The organism is Halomonas saccharevitans, from assembly GCF_032333995.1.
Classification (GTDB): Bacteria; Pseudomonadota; Gammaproteobacteria; order Pseudomonadales; family Halomonadaceae; genus Halomonas; species Halomonas saccharevitans.
The window spans coordinates 914,625-935,209 of sequence record NZ_JAVXUR010000001.1; the positions used below are offsets into that span (position 1 = coordinate 914,625).

Genomic DNA, 20,585 nt, shown 5'->3' on the forward strand with positions numbered 1-20,585 from the left:
TCAGGCGCTCGGCATAGTGGAAAGAGACGATGAACCTTTACCTGTTGAACAAGCCCTACCGCATGCTCTCCCAGTTCACCGACCGCCGCGCCGATGGAGCGGAGCATCGCGCCACCCTGGCCGATGTCATCTCGGTGCCGGGCATCTACGCCGCCGGGCGACTGGACTACGATTCCGAGGGATTGCTGCTGCTCAGCGACGACGGCGCCCTGATCCACCGCATCAGCCACCCCCGGCACAAGCAGCCCAAGACCTACCGCGTGCAGGTGGAGGGCACCCCCGACGATGCCGCCTTGCAGGCGCTGCGCGACGGCGTCACTCTCAAGGATGGCCCGACCCGGCCGGCGAAGGTCCGTCGGCTCGTCTCGAGCGAGCTTGCCGAGCGCACCCCGCCTCTGGATCCCAGGCGCCATCCCGTCACCACCTGGCTGGAGCTGACCATCAGCGAGGGCCGCAACCGCCAGGTAAGGCGCATGACCGCCCATGTCGGCCATCCGACCCTGCGCCTGGTGCGCGTGGCCATCGGCCCCTGGCGGTTGGACGGCCTGGCCCCCGGCGAGTGGCGCCGCGAGACCCTGCATGCCCCCAAGCCGACGGCCCAGCGCCGCCGCCCACCAAGGAGACGCCCATGAGCCGCTGGCATCCCTTCGTCACCGTGGCCACCGTGGTGGAACGCGCCGGTCGCTTCCTCATCGTCGAGGAGGACCGCGGCGGGCCCGAGACGCTGTTCAACCAGCCCGCCGGCCACCTGGAGCCTGGTGAACGCATCCGCGACGCCGCCCTGCGTGAGCTGCGCGAGGAGACCGCCTGGCAGGTCGGCATCACCGACTACCTGGGCATGTACGTCTACCGCTCCCCTGACGGCCTGACCTTCCACAGCCATGGCTTCTTCGGCATGGCGCTGGCACATCTCGGCAGCGAGCTGGACCCTGCCATCTTCGCCGTCCACTGGCTGACCCTCGAAGAGCTCGAGGCGCTGGAGCGCGAAGGCCGCCTGAGAAGCCCCCTGGTGATGCGACGCATCCGCGATGCGCTGGCGAGCCGCTTCTACCCCATGGATGTGATTCACGAGCGCTGAGCGGCCAAGCGGCCAAGCGGATGATGACACCCAGTAAGCGGCGCCGAGGGCAGCGCGAAGCGGGGGTCCTTTTCCAGGGAAGGAAAAGGTAGCGGTCAGGGAGGTATTCACTGCGCCCCCGCGATGGTCCGGCACGCCGGGCGCTGTCGTCGGGAATGCCGCGAAAGACAAGCATCGAGCCGACCACCGGCTCGGCGCCAGACGCTGACATCATGTATAATCCCACCCCATTTGTGACACTCAATCCGAGAGCGCCCATGACCGCCACCACAGGCAAGGTGATCGTCGGCATGTCCGGCGGCGTCGACTCCTCCGTATCCGCCCTGCTGCTGCTAGAGCAGGGGTACGAGGTCGAAGGCCTGTTCATGAAGAACTGGGACGAAGACGACGGCACGGAGTACTGCACCGCCAAGGAGGACCTGGCGGATGCCGAGGCCGTCTGCCAGAAGCTCGGCATCCCGCTGCATACCGCCAACTTCGCCGCCGAGTACTGGGACAACGTCTTCGAGCACTTCCTGGCCGAGTACCAGGCGGGCCGCACCCCGAATCCGGACATCCTCTGCAACCGCGAGATCAAGTTCAAGGTGTTCCTCGAGTACGCCGAGATGCTCGGCGCCGAGAAGATCGCCACCGGCCACTATGTTCGTGAAGGGCAGGTGCGCGGCCGTCTCGATGGCGACGAACGCCCGAGGCTGCTCAAGGGGCTCGATCCCAACAAGGATCAGAGCTACTTCCTGCACGCCGTGCCCCAGGCCGCCATCGCCCGCACCCTGTTCCCGGTGGGCGAGCTCGAGAAGCCCGAGGTGCGTGCCATCGCCGAGCGCCACGAACTGGTCACCGCGCGCAAGAAGGACTCGACCGGCATCTGCTTCATCGGCGAGCGCCGCTTCAGCGATTTCCTCAAGCAGTATCTGCCCGCCCAACCCGGCGTGATCGAGACGCCCGAGGGCGAGGTGATCGGCGAGCACATGGGCCTGATGTACTACACCCTGGGCCAGCGCCAGGGGCTCGGCATCGGTGGGCTCGCCCACCATCCCGACGCCCCCTGGTACGTGGCCGCCAAGGACCTCACGCGCAACGTGCTCGTCGCCGTGCAGGGCAAGCACCACCCGCTGCTCTACACCGATAGCCTGGCCACCGAGGCCATGGACTGGGTGGCCGGCGAGGCACCGGCCGCCGAAGCTCGCCTCACCGCCAAGACTCGCTACCGCCAGGCCGACGTGCCCTGCACGTTCCACACGCGGGAGGACGGCGGCGTCGAGGTGCGCTTCGACGATCCCCAGCGCGCCGTGACGCCCGGGCAGTCGCTGGTGCTCTACGACGGCGATATCTGCCTGGGCGGCGGCGTGATCCGCGCCACCTGGAACGCCAAGGAGCTTGGCCAATGACCGCCTCGACCCCAATCCACCGCGCCCCGGACACGCCCGCGGCCCGCCAGGCCCTGGCGCTGGCCGGGGTCTTCCAGGCCGCCAGCCAGGTCGACGCGCTCGCCCGCACCGGACAGACCGACCAGCGCGCCTGGGAGACCCTGATCCGCGCTACCCTGGACACCAATCCGGAGAGTTTCGAGGCGATCTACGGCGGCCACCCCAACAACCTGCGCCAGGGACTCGAGGTACTCGAGGGCGTGGTCGGACGCCAGCAGGTCAATCCGGTAGTGCTGCGCTACGGCTTCTCGCTGCTGATGCTGATGAACCAGCTGCGCTCCAACGACGCCATGATGGACGACCTGGGGACGCGTCTGACGCGCATCCAGGGTCAGGCAGAACACTTCGGCGCCACCCACGAGAACGTCATCTCGAGCCTCGGCGAGGCCTACCAGGAGACGCTCTCGACGCTCAAGACGCGCATCGTCGTCCAGGGCGACCCCTCGCTGCTGCAGAGCCGCATGATGCCGGAGCGCGTGCGCGCCATCCTGCTCGCCGGCATCCGCTTCGCCCTGCTCTGGCACCAGCAGGGGGGCCGGCGCTGGAAGCTGGTCTTCCAGCGCGGCGCCCTGAAGAAGGCCCTGGACCAGCTGGGCTGATCCGCCTTTTCATTACCCCCGTGACCACCCCTTGACCGGAATCCAACCCATGCAAGCCGCTCCTCTGCCCCTCTCCGCCCTCACCGCCCTGTCTCCCGTCGATGGCCGCTACGAGTCCAAGGCCGCCGCCCTGCGCGAGCACTTCAGCGAATTCGGCCTGATCCGCGCCCGGGTCATCGTCGAGATCCGCTGGCTCGAGTGTCTCGCCGAGCACCCGCAGATCACCGAGGTGCCGAGGCTCTCCGCCGAGGCCACCGCGCACCTCGAGGCGCTGCTGCGCGATTTCTCCCTGACGGACGCCGAGCGCATCAAGGAGATCGAGCGCACCACCAACCACGACGTCAAGGCGGTGGAGTACTTCATCAAGGAGAAGATCGCCGATCAACCGGAGCTGCATGCGGTCACCGAGTTCGTGCACTTCGCCTGCACCAGCGAGGACATCAACAACCTCTCCCACGGCGTGATGCTGACCGACGGCCTGAAGGCGCTGCTGTCGATGATGCACCAGGTCGCCGACGAGGTCGCCCGCCTGGCCGAGGAGCACGCCGCCCAGCCGATGCTCTCGCGCACCCACGGCCAGACCGCGAGCCCCACCACGCTCGGCAAGGAGATGGCCAACGTCGCCTATCGCCTGCGTCGCCAGCTCAAGCAGATCGAGGCGGTCGAGATCTTCGGCAAGATCAACGGCGCGGTGGGCAACTACAACGCGCACCTCACGACCTACCCCGAGGTGGACTGGGAAGCCAATGCCCAGAGCTTCGTCGAGGGCCTGGGCCTGACCTTCAACCCCTACACCACCCAGATCGAGCCCCACGACTACATTGCCGAGCTGTTCGACGCGGTCTGCCGCTTCAATACCATCCTTATCGACTTCGACCGCGACGTCTGGGGCTACATCTCGCTTGGCTACTTCAAGCAGCGCACCGTGGCCGGGGAGATCGGCTCCTCGACCATGCCGCACAAGGTCAACCCGATCGACTTCGAGAACTCCGAGGGCAACCTGGGGCTTGCCAACGCGATACTCGGCCACCTCGCCCAGAAGCTGCCGATCTCCCGCTGGCAGCGCGACCTCACCGACTCCACGGTGCTCAGGAACCTCGGCGTGGGCCTGGCCTACGGCATGATCGCCTACCAGGCCTCGCTCAAGGGCATCTCCAAGCTCGAGGCCAACCCGGCGCGCCTGGCCGAGGATCTCGACAACAGCTGGGAGGTGCTCGCCGAGCCGATCCAGACAGTGATGCGCCGCTACGGCATCGAGAAGCCCTACGAGAAGCTCAAGGAGCTGACCCGCGGCAAGCGCATCGACCAGACCGGTTTCGCCGCCTTCATCGACACCCTCGAGCTGCCCGCCGAGGTGAAGAGCGAGCTCAAGGCGCTCAGCCCGGCCAGCTACATCGGCAACGCCGAGGCCCAGGCGCGCAACCTCTAAGCCGAAAGCCGAAAGCCGAAAGCCGAAAGCCGAAAGCCGAAAGCCGAAAGCCGAAAGCCGAAAGCCGAAAGCATGATCAGCGGCCGGGGGCGGGTCAGAGCGAGGGTCCTTTGCCATGGATGGCAAAGGTAGCGCCCAGGGAAGGGTTCACAGCGCCCTCGCGGCGCCCTGCCCACGGAGCGCATGACTCGCTGCTGACGCTCGCTGTCACGGCTGGCCCTCGGCACACATGCTAGTATCCCGACAGGCGCCCGACGGCGCCTGTCGCCGTTTCACCCCTTCGCGAGCGCGAGACCATGTCACCAGACGAACCCCTCACCCTGCTCGGCGGCCTCTCTGCCACCGACTTCCTGCGCGACCACTGGCAGCGCAAGCCTCTGCTGATCCGCGGCGCCTTCCCCGACTTCGAGTGTCCCCTCGCCCCCGATGAGCTCGCCGGCCTGGCCTGCGAGGAGGGCATCGAGGCCCGCCTGGTCGAGGAGCGCGGCCGCGATGCAGAGGGGAATGAGCGCCCCTGGCAGGTCAGCCACGGCCCCTTCGATGAGGCCACCTTCGCCCAGCTCCCCGAGCGCGACTGGACCCTGCTGGTACAGGCCGTGGATCACTACGTGCCCGAGGTCGCCGCGCTGCTCGAGCACTTCACCTTCCTGCCGCGCTGGCGCCTCGATGACGTCATGGTCAGCTACGCGCCGCCCGGCGGCAGCGTCGGCCCCCACGTCGACCAGTACGACGTCTTCCTGCTGCAGGGCCAGGGCACCCGCCGCTGGCAGCTCGGCGGCCAGGTTCCCGACGAGGCGCCGATCCTCGACGGCATCGACCTGCGCATCCTCGAGCGCTTCGAGGTCGAGGCCGACCAGGACTGGGTCCTGGAACCGGGCGACATGCTCTACCTGCCCCCCGCCTGGGCCCATCACGGCGTCAGCCAGTCCGACGACTGCCTGACACTCTCGGTCGGCTTCCGCGCGCCCTCGGCGGACGAGGCCATCACCTCCTACGCCGACTATCTCGGCGAGCAGCTGCCGTCCTCGAAGCGCTACGGCGACGCCGGCATGGCGCCACCGGCGGATCCCGCCGAGCTCGACGATGCCGCCGTGGCCCGCATGCGCCGGCTGATCCTCGATACCCTCGATGATCCGGCCCAGCTGGCCCAGTGGTTCGGCCGAGTGATGACTCAGCCCAAGTACGCCGACCAGCTGGTGCCCACCGAGACGCCGACCGAGCCCGAGGCGCTTGTCGCCGCACTACAGGAGGGCGAGCAGCTGGTGAGAAGCCCCGGGTCGCGCTTCGCCTGGCGGGCTCTCGACGAGTCCCGGGCGACGCTATTCGCCGATGGCGACGGCGTCGTGTGCGCCCTGCCGCTGGCCCGCCTGCTGGCCTCCGACACCCCTCTGGACGCGGCCCTGCTGGCCTACGACGAGGCGCCCGCGCTGCTCGGCGCCCTGCGCGACGCCGGCAGCCTCGCCTGGCCCGACGAGTTCGAGGAGTGACCAGGAGCAAGGAGCAAGGAGCAAGGAGCAAGGGAACCATGATCCGGCCGGGAGGGGCCCATCGTGCATAAGAAAAGCGTGGAAATTCGTGAAGGAAGCTGGGAGGCCCTTGGCCCCGAAGCCACCGCGATCCGTCGCGTCGTCTTCATCGAGGAGCAGTGCGTCCCCGTCGAGGAGGAGTGGGACGGGCGCGACAGCGCCTGTCGCCACTTCCTGGCCCTGCAGGACGGCATCCCCGTGGGCACCGCGCGGCTGCTGCCGGACGCCCACATCGGCCGGGTGGCGGTGCTCAATGAGGCGCGCGGCTGCGGCATCGGGGTGGCCCTGATGCAGGCCGCCATCGAGGCCGCCCGTCGCGACGGCCACCCGCGGGTGGAGCTCGCCGCCCAGACTCATGCCCTGGCCTTCTACGAGCGGCTGGGCTTCGAAGCCGTCGGCGGCGAGTTCATGGACGCCGGCATTGCGCACCGCAACATGCAACTTCCGCTTCAGGATTGAGCCGAGTCCCGCCACGCCACCCTCGGCATTCGACTACACAAAAGGCGGCGCCCGCCGCCTTCCTGTAGTCGAGTTACAACGCCCTCTGCGGCCAAGGGTCAATTGTTCGCGCCCGCCATGCAGGGCCATAGTGGAATCCATGGCGAGGGAAGAAGGGTCGTCGCTCACCCGGCCTTACCGGCGCTGAACACCGCCCCTCCACTCTTCGCCAGGGTTCGACCAAGGCCGTAGAGACAACCTCTCGGCAGTGATGGAACCTGAACACACTTCGCAGGTGCAGCATAAGGCTTTCCGAATTCATAGGCTTGGCCGAGTGATGCAGCTGGCGACTTTGGCGAGGCGTAGCGACGGATGGCTGCGATCGCGAGATTCCACTCCTGACCTGAAGGATGGCCCCATGACGACATTCAAAGACGAACTCAAGGCACTGGCTCAACTGCGCGAAGCCCAGCAAGGCAAGTGGGACAACGTCAATCCTGAGCACGCCGCCCGCATGCGGGTACAGAACCGCTTTCAGACCGGCCTGGACATCGCCCGCTACACCGCGAAGATCATGCGCGAGGACATGGCCGCCTACGACGCCGACAGCTCCCAGTACACCCAGTCGCTGGGCTGCTGGCACGGCTTCATCGGCCAGCAGAAGCTGATCTCCATCAAGAAGCACTTCAACACCACCAAGCGCTCCTACCTCTACCTCTCCGGCTGGATGGTCGCCGCGCTGCGCTCCGAGTTCGGCCCGCTGCCCGATCAGTCCATGCACGAGAAGACCAGCGTGCCGTCGCTGATCGAGGAGCTCTACACCTTCCTGCGCCAGGCCGACACCTGGGAGCTGAACCACCTGTTCCGCGACCTGGAAGAGGCGAAGAAGGCCGGCGACGAGAAGAAGGCCGATGAGCTGATCGCCAAGATCGACGGCCACGAGACCCACATCGTGCCGATCATCGCCGACATCGATGCCGGTTTCGGCAACGCCGAGGCCACTTACCTGCTGGCCAAGAAGATGATCGAGGCGGGTGCCTGCTGCATCCAGCTCGAAAACCAGGTCTCCGACGAGAAGCAGTGCGGCCACCAGGACGGCAAGGTCACCGTGCCCCACGAAGACTTCATCGCCAAGATCAACGCCGTGCGCTACGCCTTCCTGGAGCTCGGCGTCGAGGACGGCGTAATCGTCGCCCGCACCGATTCCCTGGGCGCCGGCCTGACCCAGAAGATCGCCGTGACCGACGAGCCGGGCGACCTGGGCGACCAGTACAACAGCTACCTGGACGGCGACGAGATCGCTAGCGCCTCCGACATCGACAACGGCGACGTGGTGATCAAGCAGGACGGCAAGCTGGTCAAGGTCAAGCGCCTGGCCTCCGGCCTCTATCAGTTCAAGCCGGGCACCGGCGAGGACCGCGTGGTGCTCGACTGCATCACCAGCCTGCAGAACGGTGCCGACCTCTTGTGGATCGAGACCGAGAAGCCCCACGTCGGCCAGATCGCCGGCATGGTCAACCGCATCCGCGAGGTCTGCCCGGACGCCAAGCTGGTCTACAACAACTCACCGTCCTTTAACTGGACCCTGAACTTCCGCCAGCAGGTCTTCGACGCCTGGGAGCAGGAAGGCAAGGACGTCGCCGCCTACGAGCGCGCCGACCTGATGAACGCCAAGTACGACGAGACCGAGCTTGGCAGGCTTGCCGACGAGTGGACCCGCAACTTCCAGCGCGACGGCGCCCGCGAGGCGGGGATCTTCCACCACCTGATCACCCTGCCGACCTACCACACCGCGGCCCTGTCCACCGACAACCTGGCCAAGGGCTACTTCGGCGACGAGGGCATGCTGGCCTACGTGGCAGGCGTGCAGCGCAAGGAGATCCGCGAGGGCATCGCCACCGTCAGGCACCAGGACATGGCCGGCTCCAACATCGGCGACGACCACAAGGAGTTCTTCCACGGCGAGGCGGCACTGAAGGCCGGCGGCAAGGACAACACCATGAACCAGTTCGGCTGAGGACGCGGCCCGATCGCCCGGGGCAGTTCGCCTGAGACAATCCGCCTGGGCGATCGCTGCCCCTCATCGCAGAACCCGGGGAGGCCTTCATGGCCTCCCTTTTTCATGCTTACTGTTTTCTGCTGACAGTTTTCTGCTGATTGTTTTCATACTCCTCGCCTCGCCCCGGCGCTAGACTTTCCATCATCATGGTCAGAACGCTGGCCAAGCCTCCTCGCGATGGTTAGACTCATTAGCGAACACTGTCCATTAACCTTTGGCCGTCCCTGCATGACCGAGTGTTCCTCAAGGACATCAAGGAGATCTCCTCATGAAGCGCCTTCTTCCCGTTCTCGCCCTTAGCGTCCTGACGCTGGCCGGCTGCGCCAACACCTCGCCCTACTCCGGCAACGTCTACAGCGGCAACCAGGCCAAGGCGGCCCAGTCCGTCACCTTCGGCACCATCACCGCCCTGCGCCAGGTGCAGATCCAGGCCGACAGCCGTGCCGGCGGGCTGATCGGCACCGGCGGCGGCGCGGTGATCGGTGGCCTGCTGGGCAACCAGGTCGGCGGCGGCTCGGGCCGCACCCTCGCTACGGCGGCCGGGGTGATCGCGGGCAGCCTGGCCGGCTCGCGGATCGAGGAGTCCAGCAACCTGATCCCGGCCTGGGAGATCGAGATCCGCCAGGACAACGGCCAGAGCGTGGTCATCGTCCAGAAGGCCGAGCAGAACTTCCAGGTGGGCCAGCGCGTGCGCATCATCGGCAGCGGATCCAACGCCAGCGTCGCGCCCTACTGAGGGCGGTGATGATGCCGGCGACCGGGCCGGCCTGAATCTGACCGGCATAACTTGGCCGACATAAACCTGGCCGACATAAACCTGACCGGCAAAAAAAGGCCCGCGGAGTAATCCGCGGGCCTTTTTCAATGCGTCAGTGCTGGAGGTCTGACGAGCGCATCGGCGGGGGCGCTTCGCCCTCGCAGCAGACTCCGTCTGGTCTCAGTGCTGCACCTTGTTCATGGCCCAGCCGGCCAGCTTGGTGCCGACCAGCGCCAGCACGCCGATGACGATCAGCGTGAGCAGCAGATCGACCGGCTGTACCACGGCGGTGGCGACCAGCACCGCCAGCGCCGGACACCAGACCCAGCGGTCATCCTCGCTGCGCAGCACGGCGGGCAGCAGCCCATCGAGCCCGCGGTTGATCGAGGCATCCCAGCGTTTGAGCAAGAGCGTCAGGACGACGGCGAAGGCAATCAGCCAGATCAGGATCGGGGTCATGGCATTCTCCAGGAAAAAGGCGGACGAAAAAGGGGGGCAGAAATCTTGATCTGCCAGGGTATCCCTGCCCGATAGACCACGCAACAGTCCGAAGGTCCCTCACTGGCGAACCGGCCGGCGCGCCAGGGTGAATGCCGCTCAGGCTCGCCCGGCGCATCCTGAATTTCCTCAATGCCCCTGACAGCCGCTTGACCGGCGCGTTACCATGGCTGGCCAAATGCACTCACCGAAAGGTTCTTCAATGCAGATTGCGCAGAATTCCGTTGTCGCGTTCCACTACACCCTGACCAACGACGCAGGTGAAGTGCTGGACAGCTCGGAAGGCCGCGAGCCGCTGACCTACCTCCACGGCGCCGGCAACATCATCCCGGGCCTCGAGAAGCAACTGGAAGGTCGCGCGGCTGGCGACAAGCTCCAGGCACAGGTTGCCCCGGAAGAAGGCTATGGCGAGATTCAGCCCCAGCTGGTGCAGGAAGTGCCGCGCGATGCCTTCCAGGGCGTCGAGAGCGTCGAGCCCGGCATGCAGTTCCAGGCTCAGACTCAGGGCGGCCCGCTGATGGTCACCGTGACCCAGATCGATGGCGACACCGTCACCGTCGACGGCAACCACCCGCTTGCCGGCCAGTCCCTGAACTTCGACGTGGAAATCGCCGAAGTCCGCGAGGCCAGCGAGGAAGAGGTCGAGCACGGCCACGTGCACGGTGAAGGCGGTCACGAGCACTGATCGTCTTGCCGTGAGCATGCCCGCCGAGCGACGGCGGATACGGCATGACACGACGCGAAGGGGCAGCCACTGGCTGCCCCTTCGTCGTTTCGGGTCGCCCGGATGCGGGTCGCCCGGATGCGGGTCGCCCGGATGCGGGTCGACCGCCTCCAGGCCCCACCTCAGCGAACGGACTCCTGCCGGGCCCGCGCCACCACCTCATCCTTCGTCTCGAAGGCCCGCAGGGTGCGATAGCCGCCCCCTAGCCGGGTGGCGGTGGTCAGCAGGCAGGCCGCGGCGAACAGCGTGGCGAGCAGCACGAAGTGGTCGGGAAACAGGCAGAACACCACGAAGGCCAGCACGGTCTCGGTACCCTCGGTCAGCCCGTGCAGGTAGTAGAACGCCTTCTGCTGGAAGCGCGGACGTTCCAGGCCGTGACGCGTGGCCATGATGGCGAAGGCCAGAAAGGAAGTGCCCGTGCCGATGAAGGCGAACAGCAGGAAGGCCGCCGCCAGGGCATTGGCGGCCGGATCGGCCAGGGCGAAGCCGAGCACCACCGCCCCGTAAAAGACGAAGTCCAGGCCGATGTCGAGGAAGCCACCGGCGTCGCTGTCCTGGCCCGAGAGCCGGGCCAGGGCACCGTCAAGCCCGTCGCCTAGCCGATTGAGCAGGATCGCGGCCAGCGCCGGCAGGTACGCCTCCAGGGCTAGCAACGGCAGCGCCAGCATGCCGATCAGGAAGGCCGCCACCGTCACCTGGTCGGGACGCACCCGCCATCTTGCTAGGCACCGCGCCAGGCGCGTCAGCGGCGCCTGGGTGAGGGGCATGGTCCAACGATCGAGCATTACTGCCCCCCCTTCTCGGTCGTTTGCTCGGTCGATTGCTCGACCGCTGTCTCGGCGGCTTTCCCAGCGGCTGTCTCATCCCCCTTACCGCGCCGCCAGGCGAAGTAGCGCGACAGCCAGCCCAGCACACGCTCGGGCTTGTGGGCGTTCTTCCACACCCCCGCCGTCGCCTTGACCGCCTCGCTGTGGGTCGGATAGGGGTGGATGGTCCCGAGCAGCTTATTGAGCCCGATGCCCTGGGTCATCGCCAGGGTGAACTCGGCCAGCATCTCGCCAGCACCCGGGCCCACGATGGTCGCACCGAGCAGGCGGTCACGCCCGGGCACGGTCAACACCTTGACGAAGCCCTCGGTGCTGCCCTCGGCGATGGCACGATCCAGTTCGCTCAGGGCGTAGCGGGTCACCTCGACCTCCACGCCCTGCTTCTGGGCCTCGCGTTCGTTGAGGCCGACGCGGGCCACCTCGGGGTCGGTGAAGGTGACCGCCGGCAGGGCCCGATAGCTCACGCGAAAACGCTTTAGCTCGCCGAACAGCGCATTCACCGTGGCGTGCCAGGCCTGATGGGCGCTGGCATGGGTGAGCTGATAGGGACCGGCCACGTCGCCACAGGCCCAGACGTTGGGCAGCACGCTCTGCAGGGTCTCGTCCACGGCGAGGGTGCCATCACTGCGGGTCTCGACACCCAGCGCCTCGAGGCCCATCCCCGCGACGTTGGCCTGACGCCCCACCGCCACCAGCAGGTGGCTGAAGGGCAAGCGCTCGAGGTGCGCCTCGCCGTGCTCGTCGCTGTGTTCGACCTCCAGCACGTGGCCGCCGTGATCGTCGGACAACACGCGCCGCGCCCGGGTGGCGAGGCGCACCGACACGCCCTCCTCGTCCAGCCGCGCCTCGAGCTCGCCGGCCACGTCGCGATCTTCCCGGGGCAGCAGCTGCTCGCCCATCTCCACCAGCGACACCTGGCTGCCCAGCCGGGCGAAGCTCTGGCCCAGCTCGCAGCCGATCGGACCGCCGCCCAGCACCACCAGCCGCTCGGGCAGAGTCTCGAGCTGCCAGAGGTTATCCGAGGTGAGCACCTCGATGGCCTCCAGGCCCGGCAGCGGCGGCACCCGCGGGCGCGCCCCGCTGGCGATGATCACGTGGCGAGTGGTGATCACCCGTTCCGCGTCGCCTTCGCGGATCCGCACCCGCCAGGGATCCTCGAGAACGGCATCGCCTGCGATCACCTCCACGCCTAGCCCCTCATAGCGTTCGCGGCTGTCATGGGGCTCCACCTCGCGAATGGCCCGGTGCACATGGCCCATCACCGCGGTGAAATCCACCTCGGGCTCACCAGCGGTGACGCCGAAGCGGGGCGCCTCACGGATCTCGCTGACGATGCGTGCGGTGCGAATGAGGGCCTTGGAGGGCACGCAGCCGGTATTGAGGCAATCGCCGCCCAGCCGGTCGCGCTCGACCAGCGCGACTCGCGCCTTGACCGCCGAGGCGATGTAGCTCGCCACTAGCCCCGCCGAGCCGCCGCCGATCACCGCGATGTCCTGATCGAACCGCGCCGGACGCTCGAAGCGACGGGCCAGCTGCCGGCGCTTGCCGATGGCCACCAGGCCACGCGCCAGCCAGGGGAAGAGGCCGATCAGCACGAAGGAGCCGATCAGGCCCGGCGAGAGGATGCCGCCCAGCGACTCCAGGTTGCCAAGCTCACGGCCGGCGTTCACGTAGACCGCGGTGCCGGGCAGCATGCCCAGCTGGCTGACCCAGTAGAAGGTCGTGAGCCGCATGCGGGTCAGGCCCATCACCAGGTTGATCACGAAGAAGGGAAAGAGCGGGATCAGCCGCAGGGTGAAGAGATAGAAGGCCCCCTCGCGCTCGATGCCGGCGTTGATGCGCGCAAGCTGGGAGGCGAAACGCCGCTCCAGCGGCTCGCGCGCCAGGGTGCGGGCGATCAGCGCGGCGAGCGTCGCCCCCAGGCTGCTGGCGAAGGAGATGAGCAGAAGCCCCCAGCCGAGGCCGAACAGCGCCCCGCCGAGCAGCGTCAGCAGCGTTGCACCGGGCAGCGAGACCGCCGTGATAACGACATAGATCAGGAAGAAGCCGCCGGCGACGGTCAGGGGGTCGGCGGCCAGCCAGGCCTGGAAGCGCTGCTGCTCGGCCTGCAGGTTCTCGAGGGTCAGGACCTCGTGGGCGCCGGTGAGGAAATAGGCCGCCACCAGCAGTGCGATCAAGGCCGCGAGTATCAGGCGTCGTCGAGTCAAGAGAGGCTCCTGGTCGTGAAGATGAGAAGGTATCGAAAAGCGCAGGGACCGCATGGCATCAGCGGCGGCCCGGCATGAGAACGCTCCTCTGTCGCCTTGGGGCGAGGTCCCTTACACTGCGTATATTGTTGAACAGGGCTTGTACGGAACTCTAGGCAATCGATAGCCTCTAATCTAACACCTCTCACCAACGGAGCCATCCATGAATCTGTCCTCCTCCCCGACCCTGCGACACTTATCGCTGCTGGCCCTGCCGGCAGCCATTCTGCTGGGGAGCCCCTCTCAGGCCAGCGCGGAGTCGGACAGCGCGGTCTTCGCCGGCGGCTGTTTCTGGTGCATGGAAGAGGCCTACGACAAGGTCGGTGGCGTGACCGCCACCACTTCGGGCTATACCGGTGGCAACACGAAAGACCCGACCTACCAGCAGGTCGTGGCCGGCGGCACGGGTCACGCCGAGGCGGTCAAGGTCGACTACGATCCCGACCGGGTCGACTACGAGACGCTGCTGCACGTGTTCTGGCGCAACATCGATCCCTTCGCCGTGGATCGTCAGTTCTGCGACAAGGGCGCCTCCTATCGCAGCGCCATCTTCCCCATGGACGACGAGCAGCATGCCCTGGCCGAGGCCAGCCGCGAGGAAGTCGCCGAGCGCTTCGACCAGGAGATCGCCACCGAGATCAGCGACTTCGACGCCTTCTACCCGGCCGAGGACTACCATCAGAACTACTACGCCGAGAATCGGGTGCGCTACAACTTCTACAAGTCGGCCTGCGGCCGCGTCGACCGGCTAGAGGAGGTCTGGGGCGAGGAAGCCGGTGCCAGCGCGGCACCCTGAGCCTCGCGGCGCTCGCCGCACCAGAGCCAGGCGGCGAGCGCCAGGGTGGCCCCCAGCACCAGCCACGACGCCAGCGCCACCCCGAGCCAGCCGGCGGCCCGCCAGAACGGCTCGAGCCATAGTCCGCCGAGGCTGGCCCCGCCATAGTAGAACACCAGGTAGAGCGCCGAGGCGCTGCCCCGGGCACAACGGGCGTGACGCCCCACCCAACTCGAGGCCATGGAGTGGGCCAGGAAGAAGCCGAAGGCGTTGAGCGAGAGTCCGATGATGATCCAGCCAAGCGAACCGGCCAGGGTCATCGCCGTGCCGCCCGCAAGAATTAGAATCCCCAACATCATGCACGCCGGCTGCGACCAGCGCGCGGCCAGGCGCCCCGAGAGCGACGAGCCGAGCGTCCCGCCCAGGTAGGTCAGGAAGATCAGGCCCAACAGCCGCGCGCCCAGCCCGAAGGGCGCCTCCGCCAGGCGGAAGGTCAGATAGCTGTACTGGTTGATGAAGATCATGAAGTTGAGCCCGCCGAGCAGGTAGGCCCCCAGCAACTTCGGGGTCACCAGGTGCGCGCCGAGATCGGCCAGGGCCCCACCCAGCGCGAAGCGTCGCGGTGTGAAGGCCCGCGCCGGCGGCAACAGCTTCCAGAACAGCGCCAGCCCGACCAGCGTCATGGCTCCCACCGCCAGGAAACTCGCCGACGCGCCGCCGATCTCGGCCACCGCGCCACCGACCACCCGCCCGCCGATGCCGCCCAGCGAGTTGGCGCCGATATAGAGCCCCACCGCCGAGAGCAGCGCCGGGCGTTCGAACTCATCGCCCATCCAGGCGATGGCCACCGCCGGCAACCCGCCGAGCACGAATCCCTGCAGCGCACGCAGCACCAGCAGGGCCTCGAAGGTCGGCGCCAGCGAAAGGGCCAGCGAGAGCAGCCCGGATGCCAACAGGGTCAGGCGCATGATGGCGCCCCGGCCGATGGCGTCCGACAGCGGGCCAAAGACCAGCAGCGAGGCGGCAAGCGACAGCGTGGCGACGGACATCACCAGGCTGATGGCCAGCGTCGAGACCCCAAAGGCCTCGCGCAGCGCCGGCAGCAGCGGCTGAGGGGCGTAGAGGTTGATGAAGACCAGGAAGGAGCCCAGGCAGAGCGCCAGGGTGGTGCGCCACCAGGCGGGCGTGCGCGCCGCGATCATGCCGCCCGCTCAGCCCTCACCCAGGGCGTCGAGACGCCGGGCCAGCAGGACCGGCTCCAGGGTGCGGCGCGCCTGCCAGTAGTAGCGCTGCCAGTAGCGGTTGTCGAGGTCGGAGATCATCACGCCCCGGGAGGTGGAGGCGTGCAGGAAGCGGCCCTCACCGACGTAGATGCCGACGTGGCGATAGGCACCGGGAGGGCGGAAGAACACCAGGTCGCCGGGGCGCAGGGCATCACGCTCGACCTCACGCCCCTCACGCAGCTGCCCGCCGGTGGTGCGCGGCAGGTCGAAGCGGAAGGTATCGCTGAAGATATTCTGGACCAGCGCGGAACAGTCGATGCCCCGGGGACTCTCCCCGCCCAGCCGGTAGGGGGTGCCGACCCAGCGCTCGTGCTGTGCCAGCAGGGCGCGACGAATCAGCCGCGGGGGCGGATGGCGCAGGCCACGGGCCTCGAGGATGGGGTTATCCACCGGCGACATGCGAGGGTCGCCGGGCAAGCCCGGCAGGTCTCGGGCGAAGTAGTCACCCACCGCCGGGGCTTCATTACCCCCGGATGAGGCACAGCCCGCCAGCAGCAGGGCGACTCCCATGACTCCAACACGACACGCGCGCGCATCCAGCATCCTGCGACGTCCTCGTTCTCGGGGCCGCATCCGCTCCATCGATGCGACGCGTCCCTCGGCTCCTGCGGATGGTCGCTGTGGCAGTGTTCCCTGACGTTCCGGGGGCACTGCCACAGTGGCCTCTCGGCGGCACGCCGCGGGTCGATGGCCCGACAGCGACGCTGCGCCGAGCCGACTATAAACCAAAGCCGCGTCGCGGGGCGAGCCCTCAGTGGAGGGTACGATGATCGCCCGGCAGCGTATCGATATGCAGCGGCGCCCAGTGTCGCGGTCGCGCCCCGGGGAAGTCGAGGCTGGCCCAGGCGCCGGCCAGGGGGGGCGCCCCGGAGAGCCAGGCCACCAGCGCCTGGCGGAAACCGGCCAGGAAGCTCTCGCGCTCGGGCGTCTCGCCCATGAAGAAGGAGAAGCCGGCGTGCAGGCCCCGGGCGTACTCTTCCCAGCCCGCATAGTGCTCGCTGACCAGGCCGTGCGCCCGCTCGAGCAGGCGCAGGAAAGCCGGCTCCTCGAGCCAGCCGAGCTGACGGCCGGCGATGGCCAGGTCTACCGCCTGGGCGATGTCCCAGGCCGCCAGATCGATGTCGTTGCAGCCATCCTCGTCGTCCCTGACCCGCTTCAGGCGCAGCAGATGGGCGCCCTCCTCCTCGCTGCACTCGTCGCTCTCCAGGATCGCGATCTCCGAGGCCAACCGTCCCCGGTTGAGGGTGTAGGGGGCGTAGTTGATCTGGTACTCCTGGCGATCGCCCGCCTCGATCAGGTAGTCGAGGAACTCGGTGAGCTCGGCCGCACCGTGCAGGGCATAGTGGCCGTCGACCCATTCGCGGATGGCCGCGCACTCGCGCTGGCTTTCCGGCTGAGGCAGGCTCCAGGCCGGGCTGTTGAGCGGACCGACGAGGGCCATGGCCGTAAAGTGCCAAAGTGTCGGCCGCGGGCCCGGCTCGCACCACTCTCCGACCCGCCAGTCGAGCCAGTGGAAGAGGCTGCCGGGATCCTCCAGATGCCAGCGGATCTCGGCGAGCATCGGGGGCTGTTCGGGCTCGGGAAGCAGGCTCTCCCACTGGGCCCAGGCCTGCAGCAGGCGCCGGGCATCGGGATAGAAACGGCACAGCGAGCCCTGCAGGGATCGCGCCAGCGCGGCCAGGCGGGTGGCATCGAAATCGCCGCTGTCCATGGCCATCTGCAGGTGGAAGGCGAACTTCTCGGCCATGTGGATCGTCGCGGCGTGGCGGCTGGCCTGCTTCAGGCCGTCGCGACCGGCCAGCTCCTTGGGGATCGCATGACCGAAGGGCGTCTCGGCCGCCGGCAGCGCCCCGTGAGCGGCGTCCGCGGCCAGCTGGTTGAGGTGATGGGCCTGGGCCGGCAGCCAGTAGCGAGAGAGTGCGTCGACGCCCTCGTCGGCGTGAAGATCGAGGGTCTCGGCGAGGTAGTGTCGCGCCTCTTCACGCCGCGTCGCCGGCAGCACGGGCGGCGTCGTGCCCTGCCGAGCGGTGAACTCGGGCTCGCGCACCGCCGCCAGCGCCAACACCCAGTGGCGCGGATCGCGCCGCCAAGCGCGCAGGGCGTCCCGCGACGCCTCGATGAGCTCGTCGGGGACCAGCCCCTGCAGTGACGTCTTCCAGGGGCTGACCGGCGAGTGCAGCAGCAGCGACCAGTCGGCCTCGAGCGCGGGCAGCATGTTGCGCCCCTCGAAGAGGCTGCGGCCGCGCTGATAGCCCCGCACCAGAGCCGTCCAGTCGCTGTAGCGACGCAGCAGCAGGTCCGCGCCGTGGTGGGCGAAGTCCTGAGCCTCCTGCTCATCGAGCCATCCCAGACAGGCGCCGGCCCAGGCCAGGTCGACCAGGCGCAGCCAGTCCCAGGCGGCCCACTCCAGCGGCTCGCCGCGATCGAGGAAGCCGAGCAGCACCCGACCGTAGTCGCGCTCGACCCCGTCCAGTGCATCCTGCCACTGCCGGCGCGCCGCGCCATCGGCCTCGAGCAGACGCGCGGCGTCCAGATCCCAGCCCTGACGATCGCCCTGAGCAGCCAGCCACAGCAGGCTGCGCAGCAGCTCATCGCGATCATGGATCTGCCAGGCCTCGACAAGCCAGGCCTCGAGACGCTGCCAGTCGTGCGCGCCGGCCGGCAACTCGAGCACCGGCGAGAAGGCGGCGCGCAGCCGCCAGACCTGGTGCTCGGAAGCCGCCGGCCAGAGTGGCGCCTGACGGGGATGATGGGCGAGCCACTCCTGCAGCATCTCCCAGGTCACGCCGGCGCCGTCGTGTTCGAGCACCGCCAGCGCCTCACAGGCCTCATAGAAGCCGTCGTCGCCGCGCACCCAGCCATCGGCACTGCGGGCACGCAGCAGCGCCGACAGCCAGGCGTCGAGGCTCGAGTGGTGCGTGGCGATCTCTTCGGCCAGCTGCTGGGCCCAGCCTCGGGCGCGTGCCTCGGACAGCCAGCCGGCACTACCGGCCAGGGCGATGAGCTCGAGGCCTGCCAAAAGGCGGGCCGGAGCGACCTGACCGCCCGTGCCGAGACTCTCCAGCAGGCACCAGCCCAGCTCGCCACGGTCGACAACCCCCAGCGCCGAGAGTCGCGCAACCGCCGTCTCGGCATCCACCGTGAGGGGATCGGGAGCGAAGGCCCAGTCACACAGCACCAGCTGCTGGGCCCACCAGGCATTAAGGGGATCGACCAAGGCTCACCTCGCCATCATGCGGAACAGGAACGTGCGGTGCTGCAAAGCGCAGCAAGTCGGCGACATAGTGTACCGGAAAGCCGTGCCAGCGCCGATGGCCGTAAAGGCGTTGCACGAGAAAAACGCCCGGGGCGCAGGCCTGGCGGCAGCGCGCCCTTCCATCGTCCGCGACTGGCGTCGCATCTGGTATGTGATGGAGGGGCTCGAATATGGCATGGTGACCGGTAGCGAGGGCATGCTCTTGACCGAGCTTGCCCCTCTGCGGCGTAAAGGAATCGGGCCCGGGACGCGAAGGGTCGCGCCACGGCCCGTATGAGCACACTGGACTAAAATAGGTCTGCGTCGGCGACCCGTCATCGCCCGCAGCGTCTAACAAGGAGTCAGGACCCATGAACAACGCACAGCTCAACGACCTCAAGCAGCGCTACGTGGCCAGCGGAGCCGCGAGCCCGGCCACCCAGTTCGCCGACCGCGCCGAGAACGCCCTGATCTGGGACGCCGACGGCAACCGCATCATCGACTTCGCCGGCGGCATCGGCGTGCTCAACATCGGCCATCGCCATCCCAAGGTGGTGCAGGCGGTCAAGGACCAGCTCGACCGTGTCATGCACACCTGCCAGACCGTGATGCCCTACGAGGGCTACGTGAGGGTTGCCGAGAAGCTCAGCCAGGTCACCCCGGTACGCGGTCATGCCAAGGTGATGCTCGCCAACTCCGGCGCCGAGGCCCTGGAGAACGCCGTCAAGGTCGCCCGCGCGGCCACCGGCAAGAACAACGTCATCTGCTTCGACGGCGGCTACCACGGCCGTACCTTCATGACCATGGCCATGAACGGCAAGGTCGCCCCCTACGCCACCGACTTCGGCACCATGCCGGGCAACGTCTTCCGTGCCCCCTACCCGGTGCCCTACCACGGCGTCAGCGAGGACGAGGCCCTGCGCGGCCTGAAGATGGCGCTGAAGACCGATGCCAACCCCAAGGACACCGCCGCCATCGTACTGGAGCCGGTGCTCGGCGAGGGGGGGTTCTACCCGGCGCCGACCAGCTTCCTCAAGGCGATCCGTGAGATCTGCGATGAGCACGGCATCCTGATGATCATCGACGAGGTGCAGTCCGGCTTCGGTCGTACCGGCAAGCTGTTCGCCATCGAGCACAGCGGCGTCGAGCCGGACATCATCACCATGGCCAAGAGCATGGCCGACGGCATGCCGATCTCTGCCGTGGTCGGCACCGACAAGGTCATGGACGCCTCCGGCCCCAACTCCCTGGGCGGCACCTACACCGGCAGCCCGGTCTCCTGTGCGGCGACCCTGGCGGTCCTCGAGGTGTTCGAGGAAGAGGACATCCTCGGCAAGAGCCAGGCGCTCGGTGACAAGCTGGCCAAGCGCTTCGCCCAGTGGCAGCAGGACTTCGACTGCGTCGACTTCGGCCGCAACCTGGGCGCCATGGCGGCCATGGACCTGGTCTCTGATCGGGCCAACCACACCCCGGATGCCGACCTGGCCGCCGCGCTGTGCAAGAAGGCGCGCGAGAAGGGGCTGGTCCTGCTCTCCTGCGGCCTCTACGGCAACACCATCCGCTTCTTGATGCCGGTCACCATCGAGGACGAGGTTCTCGAGGAGGGCCTGGCCATCGTCGAGGAGTCTCTCAAGGAGCTGGTCGGCAGCAAGAGCGCCGCCACCGCCTGACGCGGGCCCCTGAC

Annotated in this window: 18 protein-coding genes; 12 read left to right on the forward strand and 6 right to left on the reverse strand. The window is 67.9% G+C overall.

The window, feature by feature from the left end; all coding sequences use genetic code 11:
* Positions 1-29 precede the first annotated feature (29 nt).
* From RSO68_RS04240 to RSO68_RS04280, 9 genes are all read left to right on the forward strand, one after another.
* Complete coding sequence (locus tag RSO68_RS04240) at positions 30-632, forward strand: pseudouridine synthase (RefSeq protein ID WP_089847857.1); 603 nt, start codon at positions 30-32, stop codon at positions 630-632.
* Positions 629-1,078: an NUDIX domain-containing protein gene (locus RSO68_RS04245; protein ID WP_089847855.1), complete on the forward strand. Its 450-nt coding sequence runs from the start codon at positions 629-631 to the stop codon at positions 1,076-1,078. Before RSO68_RS04240 ends, RSO68_RS04245 begins: the two co-directional genes overlap by 4 nt.
* A gap of 257 nt (positions 1,079-1,335) precedes the next feature.
* Positions 1,336-2,466 (forward strand): tRNA 2-thiouridine(34) synthase MnmA, encoded by a 1,131-nt coding sequence (gene mnmA / locus RSO68_RS04250; protein ID WP_315585562.1) that lies wholly within the window; start codon positions 1,336-1,338, stop codon positions 2,464-2,466.
* Positions 2,463-3,104: a high frequency lysogenization protein HflD gene (hflD, locus tag RSO68_RS04255; RefSeq protein ID WP_315585563.1), complete on the forward strand. Its 642-nt coding sequence runs from the start codon at positions 2,463-2,465 to the stop codon at positions 3,102-3,104. The genes mnmA and hflD overlap by 4 nt, the downstream gene beginning before the upstream one ends.
* A 64-nt stretch (positions 3,105-3,168) precedes the next feature.
* Complete coding sequence (gene purB / locus RSO68_RS04260) at positions 3,169-4,533, forward strand: adenylosuccinate lyase (RefSeq protein ID WP_089847958.1); 1,365 nt, start codon at positions 3,169-3,171, stop codon at positions 4,531-4,533.
* Between the two features lie 296 nt (positions 4,534-4,829).
* Complete coding sequence (locus RSO68_RS04265; protein WP_089847849.1) at positions 4,830-6,020, forward strand: cupin domain-containing protein; 1,191 nt, start codon at positions 4,830-4,832, stop codon at positions 6,018-6,020.
* Between the two features lie 63 nt (positions 6,021-6,083).
* Positions 6,084-6,518 carry a GNAT family N-acetyltransferase gene (locus RSO68_RS04270; RefSeq protein WP_315585564.1) on the forward strand — a complete coding sequence of 145 codons (435 nt, stop codon included), beginning with the start codon at positions 6,084-6,086 and terminating at the stop codon, positions 6,516-6,518.
* A 397-nt stretch (positions 6,519-6,915) separates the two neighbouring features.
* Positions 6,916-8,514 (forward strand): isocitrate lyase, encoded by a 1,599-nt coding sequence (locus tag RSO68_RS04275; protein ID WP_315585565.1) that lies wholly within the window; start codon positions 6,916-6,918, stop codon positions 8,512-8,514.
* A gap of 310 nt (positions 8,515-8,824) precedes the next feature.
* Positions 8,825-9,292, forward strand: a complete 468-nt coding sequence (locus RSO68_RS04280; protein ID WP_089847843.1) for an outer membrane lipoprotein — start codon at positions 8,825-8,827, stop codon at positions 9,290-9,292.
* Between the two features lie 201 nt (positions 9,293-9,493).
* On the opposite strand, the gene RSO68_RS04285 is transcribed toward RSO68_RS04280, so the two are convergent.
* Positions 9,494-9,772, reverse strand: coding sequence for a hypothetical protein (locus RSO68_RS04285; protein ID WP_089847841.1), 279 nt, complete (start codon positions 9,770-9,772; stop codon positions 9,494-9,496).
* Between the two features lie 241 nt (positions 9,773-10,013).
* On the opposite strand from RSO68_RS04285, the gene RSO68_RS04290 reads away from it, so the two are divergent.
* Positions 10,014-10,496 carry an FKBP-type peptidyl-prolyl cis-trans isomerase gene (locus RSO68_RS04290; RefSeq protein WP_089847839.1) on the forward strand — a complete coding sequence of 161 codons (483 nt, stop codon included), beginning with the start codon at positions 10,014-10,016 and terminating at the stop codon, positions 10,494-10,496.
* Between the two features lie 161 nt (positions 10,497-10,657).
* Here RSO68_RS04290 and RSO68_RS04295 read toward each other — a convergent pair whose 3' ends face one another.
* Both RSO68_RS04295 and RSO68_RS04300 read right to left on the reverse strand, forming a co-directional pair.
* Positions 10,658-11,320 (reverse strand): CDP-alcohol phosphatidyltransferase family protein, encoded by a 663-nt coding sequence (locus RSO68_RS04295; protein ID WP_089847838.1) that lies wholly within the window; start codon positions 11,318-11,320, stop codon positions 10,658-10,660.
* Entirely contained in the window at positions 11,320-13,569 is a 2,250-nt protein-coding gene (locus tag RSO68_RS04300; RefSeq protein ID WP_315585566.1) for an FAD-dependent oxidoreductase, read from the reverse strand. The genes RSO68_RS04295 and RSO68_RS04300 overlap by 1 nt, the downstream gene beginning before the upstream one ends.
* Before the next feature lie 202 nt (positions 13,570-13,771).
* Between RSO68_RS04300 and msrA the strand changes: the two genes are divergently transcribed.
* Positions 13,772-14,404, forward strand: coding sequence for a peptide-methionine (S)-S-oxide reductase MsrA (gene msrA / locus RSO68_RS04305; protein ID WP_315585567.1), 633 nt, complete (start codon positions 13,772-13,774; stop codon positions 14,402-14,404).
* On the opposite strand, the gene RSO68_RS04310 is transcribed toward msrA, so the two are convergent.
* From RSO68_RS04310 to RSO68_RS04320, 3 genes are all read right to left on the reverse strand, one after another.
* Positions 14,326-15,585, reverse strand: a complete 1,260-nt coding sequence (locus RSO68_RS04310) for an MFS transporter (protein ID WP_315585568.1) — start codon at positions 15,583-15,585, stop codon at positions 14,326-14,328. The two genes, msrA and RSO68_RS04310, sit on opposite strands and share 79 nt — an antisense overlap.
* Before the next feature lie 9 nt (positions 15,586-15,594).
* A complete protein-coding gene (locus tag RSO68_RS04315) occupies positions 15,595-16,176 on the reverse strand; it encodes a C40 family peptidase (RefSeq protein WP_089847830.1) in 582 nt (193 codons plus the stop codon).
* A 241-nt stretch (positions 16,177-16,417) separates the two neighbouring features.
* Entirely contained in the window at positions 16,418-18,883 is a 2,466-nt protein-coding gene (locus RSO68_RS04320) for a DUF1266 domain-containing protein (RefSeq protein ID WP_315585569.1), read from the reverse strand.
* A gap of 389 nt (positions 18,884-19,272) precedes the next feature.
* Here RSO68_RS04320 and gabT point away from each other — a divergent pair, with 389 nt between their 5' ends.
* Positions 19,273-20,571, forward strand: coding sequence for a 4-aminobutyrate--2-oxoglutarate transaminase (gene gabT / locus RSO68_RS04330; RefSeq protein ID WP_315585570.1), 1,299 nt, complete (start codon positions 19,273-19,275; stop codon positions 20,569-20,571).
* Positions 20,572-20,585: the final 14 nt, after the last annotated feature.